Source organism: Rhodococcus sp. UFZ-B548, assembly GCF_903819475.1.
GTDB lineage: Bacteria > Actinomycetota > Actinomycetes > Mycobacteriales > Mycobacteriaceae > Rhodococcus_F > Rhodococcus_F erythropolis.
In genome coordinates this window covers 40,367-59,815 of sequence record NZ_CAIJDS010000005.1, presented here as the reverse complement: position 1 = coordinate 59,815, position 19,449 = coordinate 40,367, and the positions used below count along the sequence as shown (strand labels likewise).

Below are 19,449 nucleotides of genomic sequence, written 5' to 3'. Positions count from 1 at the left end.
TGCTCCGGTGATGGTGGCAGCCGCAATTATGTTGTCGGCGTGCGGTGGTGGAGCCAAAGACTTCATCGCGGACAACTATTCCAAGACGTCCCAGGATGGCGACGTCGTGTTGTACTCGTCGAAAGATCCAGTGGGCACGACCGTCTCACGGATTGTCGACGCGGACGAACCAGCGGCGCGAAGTGCTGACGGCGGCAACGAATACCTGCGCTACGACGATGACATCGTCACTGTCAGTTCGGCTTCGGGCGGTGGCAGCACCATCAAGGTAGAGGACATCGACGGCACGTATCGCAGCGGCGGATACGCGTACCTGGGACCGGGCTTCAACCCGGGATCCCCGGCGGGTGGAAGTAGTGGCAGCGGCGGCTCGGGTAGTGCCAAATGACGGTAGTGCTCAATGAGAAGGAGAACGGCGTGACGAACATCTTTGCATCCACTTCCGTCGAGATCGGAACGGTGGATCCGGCATTGCTCGTCGGGGGCGTTCTCGGCACCCTCGCCTACTTCGTCGTCGGCGTAGCGGTTCTGGCGACGGGATTCCTGGTCCTCGACCTTATGACACCCGGAAATCTCCGCCACCAGGTTTACGTCGACAAGAACCCGAACGCTGCGATTCTGTTGGCTTCCAACCATCTTGCGCTGGCGATCATCGTGGTGACGGCAATCCTGACCAGTTCGGACGGCTTTGCCCAGGGACTCGCCGACTCCGCGGTGTACGGACTGTTCGCGATCGTGTTGCAAGCGATCGCGCTGCGTTTGATGAACGCATTTCTTCCCGGCAAGTTGGTTGCACTGGTGCAGGATCCGAAGATGTGCGGCGCCGCGTGGGCGGTGGGTGTGAGCTTGTTGTCCATCGGTTTGGTGAACGCCGCAGCGCTCACCTGATGGTTGCCGCTGATCGCGATGTGAAAGTTGCCGAGCGTTCGACGATGCTCGGCTCACGCGCACGCGTGCTTCTCCTTGCGGCTGTTGCCGCGTGCGCGGCGTGCGGCCTGATCTACGAGCTGGCCCTGTTGACGCTCAGCGTGAGTCTGACCGGCGGCGGCATCACCCAGACGTCGTTGATCGTCGCGGGATTTGTTGCGGCGCTGGGTATCGGAGCGCTGGCCGCCAAACCGCTGTTGGGGCATGCGGCCATCTCGTTTGTGACCGTCGAAATCCTGCTCGGGCTGATCGGCGGATTCAGTGCCGTCACGCTGTACGTGACCTTCACGTTCTTCGGTTCCAGCGCAGCAGTTCTGGTGGCTGCGACCGCGCTGATCGGTATCCTCGTGGGTGCCGAAGTGCCTCTGCTGATGACGCTGTTGCAGTCCGGTCGCAGCGACAACGACGCACAGAGCACCGGAAAGGTATTGGCCAACCTCAATGCAGCCGACTATCTCGGCGCGCTGATCGGCGGCCTCCTGTGGCCGTTCGTATTGTTGCCGTGGGCGGGCATGATTCGCGGCGCCGCACTCACCGGCATGATCAATCTCGTGGCTGCGGCAGTTGTCGCGCTGATACTTCTTCGGTGGCAGCTCAGCCTGCGTGCACGATTGATCGCCGTCGTCGCAATGCTGTTGGCGGCGAGCTTGATCGGGTGGCTGCTGATCGCGGCCTCGGACATCGAGACCACGTCGAGGCAGCGGCTCTACACCGATCCCGTGGTGGCCGCCGAGCGATCGGTGTACCAGGAAATCGTCGTCACCGAGCGGGGAAACGACGTGCGACTGTTCCTCGACGGAGACCTGCAGTTCTCCAGTGTCGACGAGCATCGGTATACCGAGTCGCTGGTGTATCCGGCCCTGGTCAACGACCCGCGGCGCGTGCTGATTCTGGGCGGAGGTGACGGCCTCGCTGCACGAGAAGTGCTGCGAATGAACAGCGTCGAGCAGATAGTTCAGGTGGAACTCGATCCGGCAGTCATCGAGTTGGCCAACACGCGTCTTCGTGATCTGAACGCGGGAGCACTCGAGGATCCACGGGTGGACGTCGTACTCGACGACGCGTTTCGGTGGTTGCGCGAGCGTCCGGATCCAGGCTTCGATGCGGTCATCGTCGACCTCCCGGATCCTGACACCCCCGCACTTGGCCGCTTGTATTCGATGGAGTTCTACGGACTTGCCGCTGCCGCGATGAATCCGGGCGGGCTGATGGTCGTCCAGTCCGGCAGTCCGTACTCGACGCCGGATGCGTACTGGAGAACGGTGTCGACGGTATCGGCTGTCGGACTGAGCGTCTCGCCCTATCACGTTTTCGTGCCGAGCTTCGGTGACTGGGGATACGTGCTCGCGCAAAGAGGTTCCACGCCGCCCGAGCTTCGTCTGCCCGCTGATGTGCCGAACCTGCGGTTCCTCGACGAGCCCACCCTTGCGTCGGCCTCGGTGTTTCCTCGCGATCGCCCGAGGCGGGAAATGGAGCCGTCAACACTCGACCGACCGCGCATCGTCGACGATATGCGCAAGGGCTATGAACGCTGAACTCCCGACCGAGTAGCTTGAATCGAGACTCTCGGCCACGACGGAGGTACGGATGACTGTTCGGAGCGAGGAGCACGCACCGGGAGTCCGGTTGCTCACGATGGATCGCCAGGAGAGGCGCAACGCGCTCGACCCCAAGACTTACCGCGAACTGACGAACGCGATCCGGGAGTCTGACGACGATGACGCAGTGCGGGTTTCGGTGCTGACGGGCGCCGGTGGTGTCTTCACCAGCGGCAACGACATCGGAAGTTTCCAGGACACTGCCGGGAGAGACGGCGGCGAGGCCAAAGACCTGCTGATCGCACTCGTCACCGCACGCAAACCGATTGTCGCAGCGGTCGAGGGGTTTGCAGTCGGAATCGGCACCACGATGTTGTTGCACTGCGACTTGGCATTCGCGGGGCGAGGTACACGATTCCGATTGCCGTTCGTTCCGCTCGGGCTCTCGCCCGAGGGCGGATCGAGTTACCTGTTGCCGCAGATCGCGGGGCTCAAGCGGGCAACGGAACTACTGATGCTCGGAGAAATGTTCGGGGCGGAGGAGGCTGCCGAAGCCGGCCTGATCAATCGCGTTGTGGAGGCCGAGACCGCGCTCGACGTGGCATTGGAGCGCGCGGTGCGCATTGCAGACTCCCCGGCTGAATCGGTGACGCTGACGAAGATGCTCCTCCGCCGCCCACATCTCGATGCCCTGCTGGAAACCATCGACGTGGAGTCGGATCATTTCGCGAGACGGCGGCGATCCGACGAAGCGCAAGAAGCCTTCGCAGCTTTCATGAAGAAGAGGTGACCGAAATGAATGGTGCACAATCGCTTATCCAGAGCTTGGTCGACTCGGGTGTCGAGGTGTGCTTCGGCAATCCCGGAACGTCCGAGATGCATTTTGTTGCCGCACTCGATTCCGTTCCCCAGATGCGTGCGGTACTCGGCTTGTTCGAGGGCGCCGTCACCGGTGCCGCGGACGGGTACGCGCGTATCGCCGGAAAGCCTGCCGCGACGCTGCTTCATCTCGGCCCCGGAATGGCGAACGGACTGGCGAACCTTCACAACGCGCGCCGCGCCCACACCCCCATCGTGAACATCGTCGGGGACCACGCGACCTACCACCACGGTTTCGACGCTCCACTCGAATCGAATATCGACGCGCTGACCGAGTGGCTGGAGGGATGGAGTCGACGTTCCGACTCCACCGCGACCGTCGGTAGCGATGCGGCCGACGCCGTTGCCGCCTCCATGGATCCGCCCGGACGCATTGCCACACTTGTCCTCCCCGCCGACGTCTCGTGGAGCGAAGGTGGAGTTCTTGCGGGTCCTCGAGACAAACCGGGGCGGGCGGAAGTAACTGCAGCACAGATCGACTCGGTGGTAGGCGCGCTCAATGCCGAGGGGCGCGCCACGCTACTGCTGGGCGGCGTAGCGTGTTCCGAAGCCGGACTGCGCGCCGCTTCCCGAATTGCAGTCGCGACCGGTGCACAGATTCTGGTCGAGACCTTTCCGGCCAGGCTTCAACGCGGTGCGGGACTACCGTCATTCGAGCGCTTGGGATACTTCGCCGAGCACGCCACCGAACAACTTCGCGGAACAACTCAGCTCGTCCTGGCCGGCGCGGTTTCGCCGGTCTCGTTCTTTGCGTATCCCGGAAAACCGAGCGATCTGGTCCCGGACGGCGCCGCGGTGACAACGCTGGCGAATGTCAGCGACGATGTTGTCGGCGCGTTGGAAGCAGTGGCGGAACTCGTGGCACCCGGAGTGGAACCCGTTCTGCAGGAGGCAAATCGGCCGTCGCTGCCGAGCGGGCCTCTCGACGTGCGAAATTGGGCCGACGTGATCGGGGCCCTGCTGCCGGACGACTCCATCATCTCCGACGAGGCGGCCACTTCCGGTTGGGCGATCCCGATTGCCCTTGCCGGAGCGCCGCGCCACGACGTGCTCACGCTCACCGGAGGTGCCATCGGCCAGGGCATCCCGGTGGCGACGGGCGCCGCTGTGGCAGCGCCGGAGCGGCCGGTGATCAATCTCGAAGCCGACGGAAGCGCGATGTACACCATCACGGCGTTGTGGACGCAGGCGCGAGAACAGTTGAACGTCACGACGATTCTGCTCAACAATCGCGCGTACGCCATTCTGCGTGGCGAACTGCAACGAGTCGGCGCAGAAGGTGGCGGCGTCGTCGCACAGTCGATGTTGGATCTGTCGTCTCCGAACATGGACTACGTCAAGATCTCCGAGGGGTTGGGAGTGCCCGCGTCGCGGGCGAACACAGCGGAGGAGTTGGCCGAACAGTTTGCCGCAGCGCTGGCGGAACCCGGCCCGCATCTCATCGAGGTCATGCTGCCTCCGCCGTCGTGATTTCGACCTCGAATCGATCGTCGATCGTGCATTCAACTGGAGGTTTTCGGTGCTAGCTGCGATCGGTCTGTCTCTTCCGATTGCCCTCGGCTTGCTTTTCGTCTCGATGCCCATGGCGGTGATCGTGCTCGTCATGATCACCGCTGGAGCACATCGAGGGGCGGCATCTTTTCTACTCGGGTGGGTCCTCGGAATCTCGGCAGTCGTTGCGGTGACGATCGTGATCGCGGACTATTCGTTTGCGGAGTCGGAGTCGTCGCAGACTTCGGTGTGGTCGAGCGTCGTACGAATCGTGTTGGGGCTCGTTCTGTTCGGATTGGCGTACAAGCAGTGGCGAGCGCGTCCGAGGGACGGAAGTGATCCGACAGTTCCGAAGTGGATGAAGAGCATCGACGGCTTGACTCCGCGGAAGGCGTTCGGGTTGGCGTTCTTGTCCGCGGCGGTCAATCCCAAAAATGCAGCGCTGGCAGTATCCGGTGCGGCCACTATCGCGGTCGCCACGAATGTTGTTGCCCAACAGATTGTTGCCGCGGTGATCTTCACGGTCCTCGCGAGCGTCGGCATCGCGTCGCCGATCCTGGTCAAGGTGTTCTCCGGCAAGCGAGCCGACGAGATCCTCGCATCAGCGAAGTCATGGATGACCGCGAACAACGCAGTGATGATGGCGGTCATCCTGGCAATCCTCGGTGCGACCGTGCTGGGCGAGGGGCTCAGTGGACTGCAATAAGTCGCCTACCATTGGCGGGTGACTGATTTCGACGACGAAACCGCTGGTTCCGACGCTGCTGGTTCCATTGCCTCCGCTGCTTTGGCTGTTCTGCGCGAGCAAGGCCCGCTGAGTCTCGAAGAGTGGGCGACCCATCTCGAGGAGTACGGAACTGCGACCGAGTTGGCCGACGTGCTCGAGTATCTGTCCGAACCGATGCTCGGGTACCTGCCCAACGGAAAGTACGTCGCCCTCGACACGGTCCTCGAAGGGCTCGTGTTCACTCACCGGCTAAGCGAGCTCGAGATTGCGTCCGACGTCCTCGACGCGAGCCCCGATCTGGAACCGATCTTGGCATTCGGCGACGGCGAGGACGGGGCGATCCGGGTGGCCCTGGCGGAAGAAGCAGCCGTGGAACGTGGCGCTGCTCCCTTCCGGAGTCGACGAGTTGTGGTTCTTCCAGCCGGAACCCTCGGCGAGTGCGCCGACGGTGATCTCATCGGCCTGGCAGTCGAAGACGGAAGACTTGCGTTTCGTCTGGTCGAGATCGAGGACGAACCCGATCTTGCTCCGGCGCTCGGCGAACTCTTCGAGGAGGACGGAGTCGAGGCCCTGGATTCGGTGTGCTGGCAACTCCTGCTCGAGGATCCGTCTCTCTTCACGGTTCCTGTTGCGCCGCTGGGTGAGATCTTCGAGGCGGCAGGTTACGAGCACGAGCGTGAACTACTGGCTCGGCGGGGATTCGACTTCGATGCCTACGACCTGCAGATTCGGACAGCTTTGGTCGCCAGTACCTACGACCTGACCCACGACGAGGCCGTCGCTGCTGTTGCATTTGTCGATCTGGCGGACCGCGGATACACCGATGCCGTCATCGCCGACTTCGACATCGTGGACTGGGCTCGCCGTCACGTCAGCGCCGCCCCGGACTTCTTTGTCTCACTGGCAGATCCGGGTGCTGCAGTGGCCGTGTTCGATCTCGGATTTCGGAATCAGGACCCGGTGACCGACGCAATCCTCGAAGCGCTTGCCTCCGAACTGGCCGAGCGAGGGCCACGGTCGGTCAGGGCGGCGGCTCATTGGCTCGCCGGTAAGGCCGTCGATCGGCTGGGGCGCGTCCTCGAAGCGGAGGCGCACTACGAGAAAGCGCTCCTTGCCGAATCCGGTTGGGGTCCGGCCTTGTTCGAGCTGGCTCAGTTCGCGTCGGACCGCGGCGACGCGACCCGGGCGCTGTCACTGCTCGGGCGGATCGACGGCGGAAGTGAAGAGAATCTCTACGCCGTACTGCAGGACTTCGTCCCAGCCGATCACCCGGAACTCGGGCGAAACGACAAGTGTTGGTGCGGTTCCGGCCGCAAGTACAAGGTCTGCCACCTCGGAAAGGCCGATGAATCGGTCAAGGCAGATGGTCGCTGGTTGTACAAGAAGGCGTGCCTGTTTGCGTTTGCCTCCGAATTCGTCGACGTCGTGACCGGGCTCGACGATCTCGAAAACGCGAATCTCTCCGAGGACGAACTGATCGCCGCCACGATCTTCGACGGCTCGGCACTGGACGTGGCTCTGTTCGAGGGTGGGATCTTTGCCGACTTCCTGGCCAGACGCAGCGAACTACTTCCCGAGGCGGAAGTAGTGACAGCCGCACAGTGGCTCGGGGTCAGGAGGTCGGTGTACGAGGTGATCGAAACTTCCGACACCGGCGTCGTGCTGCTCGATCGTGTGTCCGAGGAAACCGTCACCGTTGTTCACCCGGTCGAAGTAAAGCCCGGCGACCTGATCAGTGCCAGGCTCCTGACGGCCCCCACTGGCGCGCTTGCGGTGGGCGTAGTCGTCATGTCCTCGGAATCGCAGGCTGCGAGGGTACTCGAGGTTCTCGCTTCCGAGGAACTCGACGCCGAAGAACTGGTCCGCGAGTCGCGTGGAGGCGCCGATCACTCGACCGATGACCGGTGACGATGTATCGAGTCGACCCCGTTAAAGTTGGATAGGTGAACGAACCGATGGATGCCAATGACTTGATCGCCGAAGCCGCGATGGAGTTGTTGCGTGAGCACGGCCCGCAGACAGCGGCGGACTGGGGCACCCTGTTGGCCGATGCCGGCCACGGTACAGCCGACGACATGGCCGAATTCGTCGAGTACGTCGAGGACCCACTGCTCGGCTACTTGAGTGAGGAGCGGTACGCCGCACTCGACACGTTGTTCGAGCATCGAGTGCTGACCCATCGGCTCACCGAAGCCGAAATAAAGTCCGGCGTTCTCGACGCGAACCCTGATCTGATGATGCTGCGGGTGTTCCTCGATCGTGACGACGACGAGATTCATGGCATCAGCGTCGTGCACCGCGGGATCGACGACGACCTGTTGGCTGATCGTGGGATCGAAGATCCGGAGTTCCCGCACGACGAGGGTTTTCTCCTCGACACCGATACTCTCGCCGAATGTTCTGCGGGCGATTTGATCGGATTGTTCGTCGCTGACCGTGAGCTGACGCTCTGCACCATCCCCGAGGTACTGGATCCCGCACCCGGATTCGGCGAGAGCCTGGGGACGGTCCTCGCAGACATCGGTGCTGACACCCTCGATGCCATTGTCTGGCAATTGATGCTCGACGAGCCGTCGCTGTTCCGTCAGCCCACCGCACCGCTGGGCGAAATGCTCGAGGCGGCAGGTTACGTCCGCGACGGTGATTACGTTGCGGTCGACGGATTCGATTTCGAGGCATACCACCTGGCGAACCGAGCCCGCATGCTCGAGGTTCGGGAGAACCTGCACCCGGAAGAAGCCGCCTCGGTGATTGCCTTCGTCGATGTGGTCATGGCCGCGAAAGCCGAAGCCGTCGAGGATGTCTCGGACTGGGCGCGCAAGCAGATCAAGGAGGATCCGCAGACCTTCGCCGGCATCGCCGAGCCGCCCGCGGCTGCGGCAGCGTTGGAGCTGTTGTCCGAACTCGACGATCATGATTCCGTATTGCATTCTGTTGCAACTGCTCTCGCCGAGAAAGGGTCGCGTCGTGTCAAGCCGGCAGCGCATTGGCTGGCAGGCAAGGCTTCGGATCGTCTCGGCAAGATCCTTGTCGCTGAGGCGTCGTACGAAACGGCGCACGATCTCGATCCCGACTGGACTCCCGCGATCTTCGATCTGGCACTACTGGCGGCCGATCGCAGCGACGTGACCCGCGCGCTGGCACTTCTCGGCCGGATCGAGGGTGGCGAGTCCGAGGTTCTGCACGAGGTTCTTCAGCGCTATGCCCCGGCCGAGCACCCCGAACTCGGCCGAAATGACAAGTGCTGGTGCGGTTCCGGTCGCAAGTTCAAGGTCTGCCATCTGGGCAAGTCCGAGGTGACGTTCGATGATCGGGCCAACTGGCTCTACGTCAAGGCTCAGTTGTTCTCGCGCACACCGGAGTACTTCGACGCCGTGTTCGATCTTGCGCTCATCCGTGCCGAGCAGTTCAACAGCGAAGAAGCACTGACGTTGGCCGTCGAAGGCGGATTGGCCGTCGACGCTGCCTTGTTCGATGCGGGTATTTTCGCGGCATTTGTCGAGCGGCGCGGAGAACTGTTGCCTGCCGACGAACGCGAACTGGCCGATCAGTGGTTGTCGATTCCGAGCTCGGTGTACAAGGTCGCCTCGACGGAACCGGGGCAGTCGGTCACTCTCAGTGACGTCCGCAACGGGCATCTGGTGAAGGTCACGGACGAGTGGGGCTCAGTCAATCTCGAGCCGGGCACGCTCGTCTGTGCACGCGTTCTCCCCGCCGGCTCCACGATGCGCACCTTCGGTGGCATCGAACCGCTTGCAGCAGAGGACAAGAAGGAACTGATCCAACTGATCGAGTCGGTGGATACCGAACCCGGTCAGCTGGTGGAGTTCCTCAGCCGCGGCCTTGCCGGTGCGCCTTTCCGGTAGCGTGCACTACCAAAAAGGCGCACGGGGCCGGAGGCCTCAGGGCGTGACCTGAGCCAACATCATCTGCTCGAAACCCTCACCGTACGGCGGGAGCATTCCCCATTCACCGCGCGGGTCATGCTGCGCTGCTTCGAATACCGTTCGGGCGTGACTGAACTCGAGGAAACCCTCGCGGCCGTGGTAGTGCCCGATACCCGAAGCTCCGACGCCGCCGAAGGGTGCGTCGCTCAGGCCCGGGTGTGACATCGCGTCGTTGATGGTGACGCCGCCCGAGACGGTGCGTTCGAGTACGGATTCCTTCTCGTCCAGGTCGGTTCCGAAGTAATACAGCGCCAACGGTTTCGGCCGTGAGTTGATGTCGGCGACGACGCTGTCGAGTTGGTCGTACGGCAGGATCACGACGGCCGGTCCGAAGATCTCCTCCTTCATGATCTGCGCGTCGGTCGGAGGGTCGACCACGATTCGCAGTGGGCGGCGACGAGTGTCTGCGGAGAGTTCTTCGTCGGGAACGGTGATGATTCGTGCCCCACGCTCTTCCGCGTCCGCGATGTACCCCTCGATGCGTGCGAGGTGACGATCGCTGACTATCGAGACCATGTCTTTGTTGTCGGCGATCGTGGGGAACAGTCCGGTGAACTGATCGGTGAACGCGTCGATGAACGCTTCTGTGTTCTCGCGCGGGACGTAGATCAGGTCGGGAGAGACGCAGAGTTGGCCGGCATTGGTCGACTTCGCGATGGCCAAACGTGATGCAGCAGAGCTGATATCGGCACTGCGGCTCAAGACGCTCGGTGACTTGCCGCCGAGTTCGAGGGTGACCGGCACCAGGTTCTTCGCAGCATTGGCCATGACCAGCTTTCCGACGGTTGTGCTGCCGGTGAAGACGAGGTGGTCGAAAGGCAGCGACGTCAGCAGATCAGCGACCTCCGGTCCACCTGTCACCACCGCGACCTCCACGGGGTCGAGCGTTCGACGCGCCGCCTCGGCCAGGACGGCCGCAGTGTTCGGCACGATCTCCGACGGTTTGAGAACGGCGCGATTTCCCGCTCCGAGGGCGCAGGCGAGCGGGCTCAGGAGGGTGAAAAGGGGAGCATTCCAGGTTCCGATGATGCCGATCGAACCCTTCGGCTGGTACGACACGTACGCCGTGGCACCCAGCTGATCCTGCATCGCCCCGGTGGCTCTCGGTGAGCGAATCATCCACTCTTCGAGCGAATCACGAACGTGCTTGAGTGAAACCATGGATCCCAGAACATCATTCATCACCGAGTAGGCCGGGATTCGGCCGCCGAAGTCTTCGTTGATCGCTTCGGTCAGATCCTTGTGGTTTGCCACCAGAAGATCGACGACGCGTTGGATGCGCTCGCGTCGTGTCTGCGCGGACGGAAGACCAGCGGCGCGAGTTGCTTCCTGCTGGGCCCGCAGAATCTCTTCGAGATCGGTGGTGACGGCGGCATCGGTGCTCATGGGCACTCCTCGTAGTGGCGAAGTATTGACCGGACCGTATCGACGCGGCGCGAACAGATGCCCCTTTCGTCTCGTTGACCGGGACGGATTCGATTGGTAGAGAGAACACATGTCGCAGACACAGGTAGAAGACACTGCAGTGAAGATTTCCGTCGAGGAGTCGGTGGGACTCGGATTCCTGACGCTCGATCGGCCGGCGCGGCGCAATCCGCTCTCGGCGGAGACCATGCGCGAGGTGACGGCTGCCCTTCTCGAATTGTCTGCAGACGAGCGCGTGCGGGTCGTGATCGTGCGCGCCGAAGGCCCGGTGTTCTCCGCCGGCCACGATCTGACGGAGATGATCGGGAGAACCCTCGAAGACGAGCGGGCGATCTTCGACGGCTGTACCGAGATGATGGAGACCGTACAGCGGATTCCGCAGCCGGTGATTGCCGCAGTACAGGGCCCGGCTATCGCGGCGGGCTGCCAACTGGCCGCGTCGTGTGATCTGGTTGTTGCTGCGTCGAACGCTGTCTTCGGTACTCCCGGCGTCAAGATCGGACTGTTCTGCTCGACGCCCATGGTGGCCCTGAGCAGGGCAGTAGGGCGCAAGCGCTCGATGCAGATGTTGCTCACCGGGCAGACGATCGACGCCGACACCGCTGCGGACTGGGGTCTGGTGAACTTCGTCGTCGCGCCCGAAGGCCTGGACCGAGAGGTGCGCGAACTGGCCGCCAAGATCACGACGGCCAGCCCCCTGACGGTGAAGATCGGTAAGCAAGCGTTTTATCACCAGATCGATCTGCCGCAAGCCCAGGCGTACGAGGCGATGGCGGAAACGATGGCAACCAATGCCGTGACCTGCGACGCTCAAGAAGGTATGCAAGCTTTTGTGGACAAGCGAAAGCCTGAATGGCGCAATAAGTAACGATCGCTCTTCCGGATTAGTTGGACGTCCTATAACCTGAGCGAATGAGCCTGGATCCACGCACCAACACCGTCGACGGAGTGCTTCGGCGCTCGGCAGCCAAGTACCCCGACCGCGTAGCCGTCGTCTTCGAAGATCGCACTCGCACCTACCGCGAACTCGACGACGCGGTGACGCGGGTCGCGGCCCACTTGCTCGGTCTGGGCCTCGAACACGGCGACCGCGTCGCGGCATACGGAACCAACTCCGACGCCTATGCAATCGGATTCCTTGCCTGTGCGCGAGCAGGTTTGGTGCATGTTCCGGTCAATTACGCACTCAAGGGGGAGGAACTCCGGTACCTCGTGGCGCAGTCAGGCGCCCGCGCGGTGTTGGTGGATCCGGCATTGGCGTCGACGCTCGACTCGGTTCGCTCCGACCTCGATCTCGACCACGTGATCGCACTGCGGGACGCGGAACTGTCGGTGGTCACGATCAGCGAGGCCGGCGAGGTGCCTGTTTTCGAACCGCGTGCGACGTCGACGGATCTGGCGCAACTGCTGTACACCTCGGGCACAACCTCGAAGCCCAAGGGCGCCATGATGTCTCATAGCGCACTGGTTCACGAGTACGTGTCCTCGGTGATCGCGCTCGGGCTCGACAAGAACGACAACCCGCTGATCTGCATGCCGATGTACCACTCCGCGGGCATGCACGTCTTCATGCTGCCGTACCTGTCCGTCGGTGCGACGGTCAGTCTGATGCAGGCGCCGGACATCCCGGAGATCCTGCGCCGCGTCGAAGCAGAAAAGATCGGATCGCTGTTCCTGGCCCCGACCGTGTGGGTACCGTTGGCCAACCATCCGGACCTCGAGACCCGCGATCTGTCCTCGCTCAAGAAGGCGCAATACGGCGCCTCGATCATGCCGGTCACGGTGCTCAATCGTCTGCGTGAGCGTTACCCGGACATCGGCTTCTACAACTGCTTCGGCCAGTCCGAAATCGGTCCGCTGGCAACAGTTCTCCAGCCCGGCGAGCATGCTGATCGTCCGTCTTCTTGCGGGCGAGCGGTGTTCTTCGTCGAAACCCGTGTCGTCGACGCCGACGGAAACGACGTTGCCGACGGTGAGTCCGGTGAGGTTCTCTACCGCTCACCGCAGCTGTGCAACGGCTACTGGGAAAATCCGGAAGCCACCGCCGAGGCCTTCCGCGACGGCTGGTTCCATTCGGGCGATCTCGTCGTGCGGGACGAAGAAGGGTTCATCACGGTCGTCGACCGAATCAAGGACGTCATCAACACCGGCGGCATCCTGGTGGCGTCGCGCGAGGTCGAAGATGCGGTCTACACACACCCGGCTGTGGCAGAAGTTGCCGTGATCGGTACGCCCGACGAGAAGTGGATCGAGGCCGTCACCGCGATCGTCGTGCTCAAGGACGGCAACGACGAGTTGACGCCTGAGGCGTTGATTGCCCACGTCAAGGAGCGAATTGCCCCGTTCAAGGTCCCCAAGCACGTGCGTTTCGTGGCCGAACTCCCGCGAAATCAGAGCGGAAAGCTGCTCAAGCGGGAACTGCGCACCGTCTGACACCTGCTATAGGTTCTGCCTTACCTTCGGTTCGTTTTCAGGTCTTTGACTCCGATTGCCTCACGGTATTGACTTCGGAGGACGGCATGGACTTCGGAAACAGCAAGGTGAGTGGTGGGAATGCAGGTCGATGCAGATGACTTCGCAGATATCTTGGCGACTGCGCGGGAGTTCATCCGTAAGGAAGTAGTTCCGCGTGAGCAGGAGATTGCCGACACCGACGCCATTCCTGAGGACATACGCAAGAAGGCCGCAGCCATCGGGCTGTTCGGCTACGCGATTCCTCAGGAATGGGGTGGGCTCGGACTCGACCTCACCCAAGACGTCGAACTGGCAATGGAATTCGGCTACACGTCCCTGGCGCTGCGTTCGATGTTCGGTACCAACAACGGAATTGCCGGGCAGGTGCTGGTCGGCTTCGGTACCGACGAGCAGAAGGCTCAGTGGCTCGAGCGCATCGCCTCCGGCGACGTCGTGGCTTCCTTTGCTCTCACCGAACCCGGCGCGGGCTCAAACCCGGCCGGCCTTCGGACCAAGGCCGTTCTGGACGGATCCGAATGGGTGATCGACGGCAACAAGCGGTTCATCACCAATGCTCCACTGGCACAGCTGTTCGTGGTGTTCGCGCGCACTCGCCCGGCGGATTCCGATGGTCCGGGAATTGCAGTCTTCCTGGTTCCGGCTGACACGCCAGGAGTCACAGTTGGTCCCAAGGACAAGAAGATGGGTCAGGAAGGTGCCTGGACCTCCGAGGTCACCTTCGACAACGTCCGGGTTCCCGAGTCGGCCCTCGTCGGTGGCGACCAGGACACCGGATACCGCGCAGCGATGACGTCTCTCGCGCGCGGACGAGTCCATATCGCGGCGCTCTCGGTGGGAGCAGCACAGCGAGCGCTCGACGAATCTGTCGCGTTCTCCGTGGTCACGGAACAGGGCGGCACCGCTATCGGTGACTTCCAGCTGGTTCAAGCGATGCTGGCTGACCAGCAGGCCGGTGTCATGGCCGGGCGTGCGATGGTGCGTGAGGTGGCTGCGCGGTACGTCAGCGGTGAGGATCGACGTCTCGGCCCCTCGGCGGCAAAGCTTTTCTGCACCGAGATGGTGGGCAAGGTCGCGGATCTCGCCGTGCAGATCCACGGTGGCAACGGGTACATGCGCGGTGTGCCGGTCGAACGCATCTACCGTGAAGTTCGCCTGTTGCGCCTGTACGAGGGAACCAGCGAGATCCAGCGACTGATTCTCGGCGGTGGGCTCGTGGCGCAAGCGAAAAAGCAAAACCAGCGCTGACACCTTTACCTCACGAGCTTTAACCTCACGAACGGAGTGGACATGGGATTGTTGGACGGCAAGGTTGCGGTAGTGACCGGCGGAGCGCAGGGCATCGGGCTCGAAATTGCGCGCACCTTCATCAAGGAAGGTGCGACCGTCGTTCTCGGCGACATCAACGAAACCGTCGGAACGGCTGCGGTCGCCGAACTCGGTGGAGAGTCGGTCGCCCGTTTCGCTTCCTGCGACGTGCGTGATTCCGGACAGGTCGAGGCCATGCTCGATCTGGCCGAAAGTGCTTTCGGTCCAGTCGATGTCATGGTCAACAACGCCGGCATGACGCGCGACGCCACGATGCGGAAGATGACCGAGCAGGACTTCGACGACGTGATCGCCGTTCACCTCAAGGGCGCCTGGAACGGAACACGCGCTGCCGCAGCCCGCATGCGCGAGCGTGAGACGGGCGCAATCGTGAACATCTCGTCGATCTCCGGCAAGGTGGGCATGCTCGGGCAGACCAACTACTCGGCCGCCAAGGCCGGCATCGTCGGTCTGACGAAGGCCGCGGCAAAGGAGGTCGCGTTCAAGAACGTTCGCGTCAACGCCGTTCAGCCCGGACTTGTCCGCACGGCGATGACCGAGGCAATGCCCGAACGGATCTGGAACGAGAAGCTTGCCGAGATCCCGATGGGGCGTGCGGCCGAGCCCTCGGAGGTTGCTTCGGTTGTACTGTTCCTCGCGAGCGAACTCTCGAGCTACATGACGGGCACGGTTCTCGAGATCACCGGCGGCCGCCACATCTGATCCGTCCTGTTCGAGTGCAAGAATTCAGAGTGTAAAACTTCTGGGTGTAAAACTTCTGGGGTGACTACTGACATGGGACAGCCGAACTCGGATCTTCCGCTCGACGGAATCACCGTGGTTGCACTCGAACAGGCGGTGGCGGCACCGCTCGCCACCAGGCATCTCGCGGACATGGGTGCGCGGGTGATCAAGATAGAACGCGTCGGCGAGGGCGATTTTGCGCGTCACTACGACCGGGCGGTTCATGGTCAGGCGTCACACTTCGTGTGGCTCAACCGTTCCAAGGAATCGATCGCTGTCGACGTGAAGTCGGAATCCGGCCGGCAAATCGTTCTCGATCTTGTCGCGCGAGCCGATGTGTTCCTACAGAATCTGGCACCTGACGCAGCTGCGCGACTGGGGTTCGGCGCGGAGGAACTGCGCGAGAAATTCCCACAGCTCATCGTGATCGACATGTCCGGATACGGCAGTGCCGGCCCACGGCGTGAGCGCAAGGCGTACGACATGCTGGTCCAAGCCGAGACCGGAATGATCTCCGTGACAGGCACACCGGAGACGGCCACCAAGACGGGTATCCCGGTCTCGGACATCGCCGCTGGAATGTACGCGCTGACTTCGATTCTGAGCGCCCTGTTCCGTAGAGAGCGAACGGGTAAGGGAGCGCTCGTCGAGGTCTCGATGTTCGATTCCACCGTCGAGTGGCTCGGGCATCCGATGTACATGAAAATGTATGCAGGAAAGCAGATTCCGCGGGTCGGGCTCGGCCATGCGGCGATCGTTCCCTACGATTCGTATCCCACGGCCGACGGCGAGATCCTGATCGGCGTCCAGAACGATCGTGGATGGCGTGCACTGATGGTGGACGTGTTCGAGCGAGAGGATCTGGTCGACCATCCGCGCTTTTCCACCAACATCGTGCGCGTCGAAAATCGCGTCGAGGTAGACGAATTGGTGGGTTCCCTGACTCGTCTGTATTTGACGGCAGATCTGGATCAACGCCTTGCCGCCGCCGGTGTCCCGGCCGCTGCACTCAACGACATGGCAGGTCTACTGGAACATCCGCAGTTGGAGAAGCGTGCCAGGTGGAGGTCCGTGGGCACCGAAAACGGACCGATCGATGCCGTGCTGCCTCCGATGACGTACTCGGACGTCGAAATGCGCATGGGTGACGTTCCGGCCCTCGGCCAGCAGACGGATTCTCTACTGGCCGAGTTGGGGCGTACGGGTGACCAGATCGCGGACCTTCGCCGCGACGGATCGATCGGTTAACGCTTCTAGCGTCGCAGGTTCTCGAACACCGCTGCAATCCCTTGTCCGCCACCGATACACATGGTCTCGATCCCGTACCGTCCCTGGCGCCGGTCGAGTTCGCGCAGCAGATTGGCGAGGATCCGCCCACCGGTGGCACCGACAGGATGTCCGAGCGAGATCCCGGAACCGTTGACGTTGAAGCGCTCCTGGATGTCCTGCGCGCTCAATCCCCAGGCCTTGGCGCACGCGAGAACCTGTGCGGCGAATGCCTCGTTGACTTCGATGAGGTCGATGTCGTCGAGCGACAGATCGACACGGGAGAGAGCTTTCGCCACGGCAGGCACCGGTCCGATACCCATTCGGTTCGGCTCCACACCCGCCACACCCCAGCTGACCAGTTTCGCGAACGGTCGCAGGCCAAGGCGTTCGGCGTTGGCCGCAGTGGTGACGATGGCCGCGGCTCCGGCGTCGTTCTGGCCGCAGGCGTTTCCGGCGGTGACTGTGGCTTCGGGGTCGACTCGACCTCGAATGGGGCGCAGTGCAGCAAGATCGGACAGCTGAATCCCTCGGCGTGGATGCTCGTCGCGAGTGACGACTGTCTGCTCACCACGGCGCCCGCGCACCGAAACGGGAATGGTCTCGTCGTCGAAATACCCGCTGTCCTGGGCATGAACGGCCCGTTCGTGCGATCGCACCGCGTATCGGTCCTGCTCGTCGCGGGTGATCGAGTACTCCCGGCGCAAGTTCTCGGCGGTCTCGATCATGCCGCCTTCGACCGGGAAGTTGACTCCGCCGGAGTTCGTGCGCGGTTTGGCCAATCGGTCGTGGAACTCGACCGAAGGGCGCTTTGTGCCCCAACGCATATCGGTGGAGTAGAACTCGGTTCCGCTCATGCTCTCGGCGCCGCCGGCGATGACCAGATCACTCATCCCGGTCTGTACCTGCATCGCGGCGTAGATGATCGCCTGCAATCCCGAACCGCAACGGCGATCGAGTTGTATTCCGGGAACGGACACGTCCAGACCGGCGTCGAGTGCCGCGATTCGCCCGATGGCCGCGGCCTCTCCGTTGGCGTAACCCTGACCGAAGATGACGTCGTCGACATCGGTCGACGCAATGCCGGTTCGTTCGACGAGGCCACGCACAACAGTGCTGGCGAGAGTGGTGACGGGAACGTCCTTGAAGACTCCGCCGAATCCGCCCACCGGGGTGCGAACGGGTTCACAGATGACTGCGTCGTGCATGGAATGCGCCTGTCTCGAGGAGAGGTGGGGAATGCGTCGCGTGAACGGGCCGATCGAAGGGCCCCATCGCGACCTGGCCACTCGAATATCCAGCACGCGTGGCGCGGTTGTCAACAGCAGGAACGACCTGTTCGGACATAGTTTCCGCCATACGGTTCGTATGCGAAATCGACTTTGACACATATACCGTTCGGGGATTGAATGGATGCAGCGTCTCTGCCGCACACATGTCGCGGTGGGGTGAAAGTTCCTGGAGTCGAATCAGTTTCGTCGACAGGAGAGCACGAAGTACCGACAGACAGGTGGAACAGTGACTCGTTTGGCGCAGACGGCGGGATTGACCGAGACCCAGAGCGACATCGTCGGGGCGGTACGCGAGTTCGTCGATCGTGTGGTCATCCCCGCGGCGCAGGAGCTCGAACACTCCGATACGTACCCGACCGACATCGTCAAGCAGATGAAGGACATGGGTCTGTTCGGACTGACCATCGACCCCGAGTACGGGGGTATCGGCGAATCATTGCTCACCTACGCGCTGTGCGTCGAAGAGCTGGCCCGTGGATGGATGAGCGTGTCCGGCGTCATCAACACGCATTTCATCGTGGCTCACATGATCTCCGCGCACGGGACGCCGGAACAGAAGGCGAAGTACCTGCCACGTCTGGCGTCCGGGGAACTCACCGGCGCATTTTCCATGTCGGAACCGGCCCTGGGTTCCGATGTTGCTGCCATATCGACCAAGGCGAAGCGTACGGAGTCCGGCGATTACGTGATCACCGGCCAGAAGATGTGGCTGACCAACGGTGGTTCGTCGACGTTGGTGGCAGTCCTCGTCAAGACGGACGAGGGCGCGGAGAAGCCGCACAACAATCTGACGACGATATTGATCGAGAAGCCCGCAGGTTTCGGCGAGGTACTCCCGGGCCTGACCATTCCGGGCAAGCTCGAGAAGATGGGCTACAAGGGAATCGACACCACGGAGATGATTTTCGACGGCTTCGAGATCGGAGCCGAAGAGGTTCTCGGTGGCACTCCCGGCTTGGGATTTCGGCACATGATGGACGGCGTCGAGGTCGGCCGGGTCAACGTCGCCGCGCGTGCGTGCGGAATCGCCCAGCGCGCTTTCGAACTGGCTGTCACCTACGCCAAGCAGCGCGAGACGTTCGGCAAGCCGATCGCCGAGCATCAGGCCATCGCGTTCCGGATCGCCGAAATGGGCACCAAAGTCGAAGCGGCACATCTGATGATGGTCAACGCTGCCAGGCTCAAGGACTCGGGTGAGCGCAACGACGTCGCCGCGGGTATGGCGAAGTATCTGGCGAGTGAATTCTGCTCGGAGGTCACGCAGGACAGCTTCCGTATCCATGGTGGATACGGCTACTCCAAGGAATACGAGATCGAGCGGTTGATGCGTGAGGCGCCGTTCCTTCTGATCGGTGAAGGCACCAGCGACATCCAGAAGCAGATCATCAGCAAGGGCCTGCTTCGCACGTACAACTGAGCCGAGAAGCGGCACC

General features: G+C 62.5%; 16 protein-coding genes. 14 read left to right on the top strand and 2 right to left on the bottom strand.

The features are described 5' to 3' along the window. The first annotated feature begins 10 nt into the window (after nucleotides 1–10). The 8 genes from H7C86_RS07425 to H7C86_RS07390 are packed head-to-tail and all read left to right on the top strand — an operon-like array spanning nucleotide 11 to nucleotide 9,428. Nucleotides 11–388 carry a DUF4247 domain-containing protein gene (locus H7C86_RS07425; protein WP_044480673.1) on the top strand — a complete coding sequence of 126 codons (378 nt, stop codon included), beginning with the start codon at nucleotides 11–13 and terminating at the stop codon, nucleotides 386–388. Further along, nucleotides 385–888, top strand: a complete 504-nt coding sequence (locus H7C86_RS07420) for a DUF350 domain-containing protein (RefSeq protein ID WP_019745424.1) — start codon at nucleotides 385–387, stop codon at nucleotides 886–888. The genes H7C86_RS07425 and H7C86_RS07420 overlap by 4 nt, the downstream gene beginning before the upstream one ends. Further along, a complete protein-coding gene (locus tag H7C86_RS07415; RefSeq protein ID WP_019745423.1) occupies nucleotides 888–2,462 on the top strand; it encodes a polyamine aminopropyltransferase in 1,575 nt (524 codons plus the stop codon). The genes H7C86_RS07420 and H7C86_RS07415 overlap by 1 nt, the downstream gene beginning before the upstream one ends. Nucleotides 2,463–2,514: 52 nt before the next feature. After that, complete coding sequence (locus H7C86_RS07410) at nucleotides 2,515–3,255, top strand: enoyl-CoA hydratase/isomerase family protein (protein WP_182261326.1); 741 nt, start codon at nucleotides 2,515–2,517, stop codon at nucleotides 3,253–3,255. Beyond that, the gene (locus tag H7C86_RS07405; RefSeq protein ID WP_182261325.1) at nucleotides 3,252–4,814 is read left to right on the top strand and encodes an acetolactate synthase large subunit; all 1,563 of its coding nucleotides are present in this window, start codon (nucleotides 3,252–3,254) and stop codon (nucleotides 4,812–4,814) included. Before H7C86_RS07410 ends, H7C86_RS07405 begins: the two co-directional genes overlap by 4 nt. A 49-nt stretch (nucleotides 4,815–4,863) precedes the next feature. Beyond that, nucleotides 4,864–5,541: a GAP family protein gene (locus tag H7C86_RS07400; protein ID WP_182261324.1), complete on the top strand. Its 678-nt coding sequence runs from the start codon at nucleotides 4,864–4,866 to the stop codon at nucleotides 5,539–5,541. Nucleotides 5,542–5,559: 18 nt separating this feature from the next. Further along, on the top strand, nucleotides 5,560–7,470 hold the full coding sequence (locus H7C86_RS07395; RefSeq protein WP_182261323.1) for an SEC-C domain-containing protein: 1,911 nt from the start codon (nucleotides 5,560–5,562) through the stop codon (nucleotides 7,468–7,470). A gap of 35 nt (nucleotides 7,471–7,505) precedes the next feature. After that, nucleotides 7,506–9,428 (top strand): SEC-C metal-binding domain-containing protein, encoded by a 1,923-nt coding sequence (locus H7C86_RS07390; protein ID WP_259349056.1) that lies wholly within the window; start codon nucleotides 7,506–7,508, stop codon nucleotides 9,426–9,428. A gap of 36 nt (nucleotides 9,429–9,464) precedes the next feature. On the opposite strand, the gene H7C86_RS07385 is transcribed toward H7C86_RS07390, so the two are convergent. Beyond that, complete coding sequence (locus H7C86_RS07385; protein WP_019745418.1) at nucleotides 9,465–10,895, bottom strand: coniferyl aldehyde dehydrogenase; 1,431 nt, start codon at nucleotides 10,893–10,895, stop codon at nucleotides 9,465–9,467. 109 nt (nucleotides 10,896–11,004) lie between these two features. Between H7C86_RS07385 and H7C86_RS07380 the strand changes: the two genes are divergently transcribed. The 5 genes from H7C86_RS07380 (at nucleotide 11,005) to H7C86_RS07360 (ending at nucleotide 16,706) form a co-directional block, all read left to right on the top strand. Then, nucleotides 11,005–11,802: an enoyl-CoA hydratase gene (locus H7C86_RS07380; RefSeq protein WP_069145554.1), complete on the top strand. Its 798-nt coding sequence runs from the start codon at nucleotides 11,005–11,007 to the stop codon at nucleotides 11,800–11,802. Nucleotides 11,803–11,846: 44 nt separating this feature from the next. Then, nucleotides 11,847–13,367 (top strand): acyl-CoA synthetase, encoded by a 1,521-nt coding sequence (locus H7C86_RS07375; RefSeq protein WP_020909230.1) that lies wholly within the window; start codon nucleotides 11,847–11,849, stop codon nucleotides 13,365–13,367. A gap of 120 nt (nucleotides 13,368–13,487) precedes the next feature. Next, the gene (locus tag H7C86_RS07370; protein WP_019745415.1) at nucleotides 13,488–14,654 is read left to right on the top strand and encodes an acyl-CoA dehydrogenase family protein; all 1,167 of its coding nucleotides are present in this window, start codon (nucleotides 13,488–13,490) and stop codon (nucleotides 14,652–14,654) included. A 42-nt stretch (nucleotides 14,655–14,696) separates the two neighbouring features. After that, complete coding sequence (fabG, locus tag H7C86_RS07365; RefSeq protein WP_029256327.1) at nucleotides 14,697–15,437, top strand: 3-oxoacyl-ACP reductase FabG; 741 nt, start codon at nucleotides 14,697–14,699, stop codon at nucleotides 15,435–15,437. A 72-nt stretch (nucleotides 15,438–15,509) separates the two neighbouring features. After that, the gene (locus tag H7C86_RS07360; RefSeq protein ID WP_182261374.1) at nucleotides 15,510–16,706 is read left to right on the top strand and encodes a CaiB/BaiF CoA-transferase family protein; all 1,197 of its coding nucleotides are present in this window, start codon (nucleotides 15,510–15,512) and stop codon (nucleotides 16,704–16,706) included. A gap of 5 nt (nucleotides 16,707–16,711) precedes the next feature. Here H7C86_RS07360 and H7C86_RS07355 read toward each other — a convergent pair whose 3' ends face one another. Beyond that, nucleotides 16,712–17,932 carry an acetyl-CoA C-acetyltransferase gene (locus tag H7C86_RS07355; RefSeq protein WP_029256325.1) on the bottom strand — a complete coding sequence of 407 codons (1,221 nt, stop codon included), beginning with the start codon at nucleotides 17,930–17,932 and terminating at the stop codon, nucleotides 16,712–16,714. Nucleotides 17,933–18,242: 310 nt separating this feature from the next. On the opposite strand from H7C86_RS07355, the gene H7C86_RS07350 reads away from it, so the two are divergent. Beyond that, entirely contained in the window at nucleotides 18,243–19,433 is a 1,191-nt protein-coding gene (locus H7C86_RS07350) for an acyl-CoA dehydrogenase family protein (protein WP_019745412.1), read from the top strand. Nucleotides 19,434–19,449: the final 16 nt, after the last annotated feature.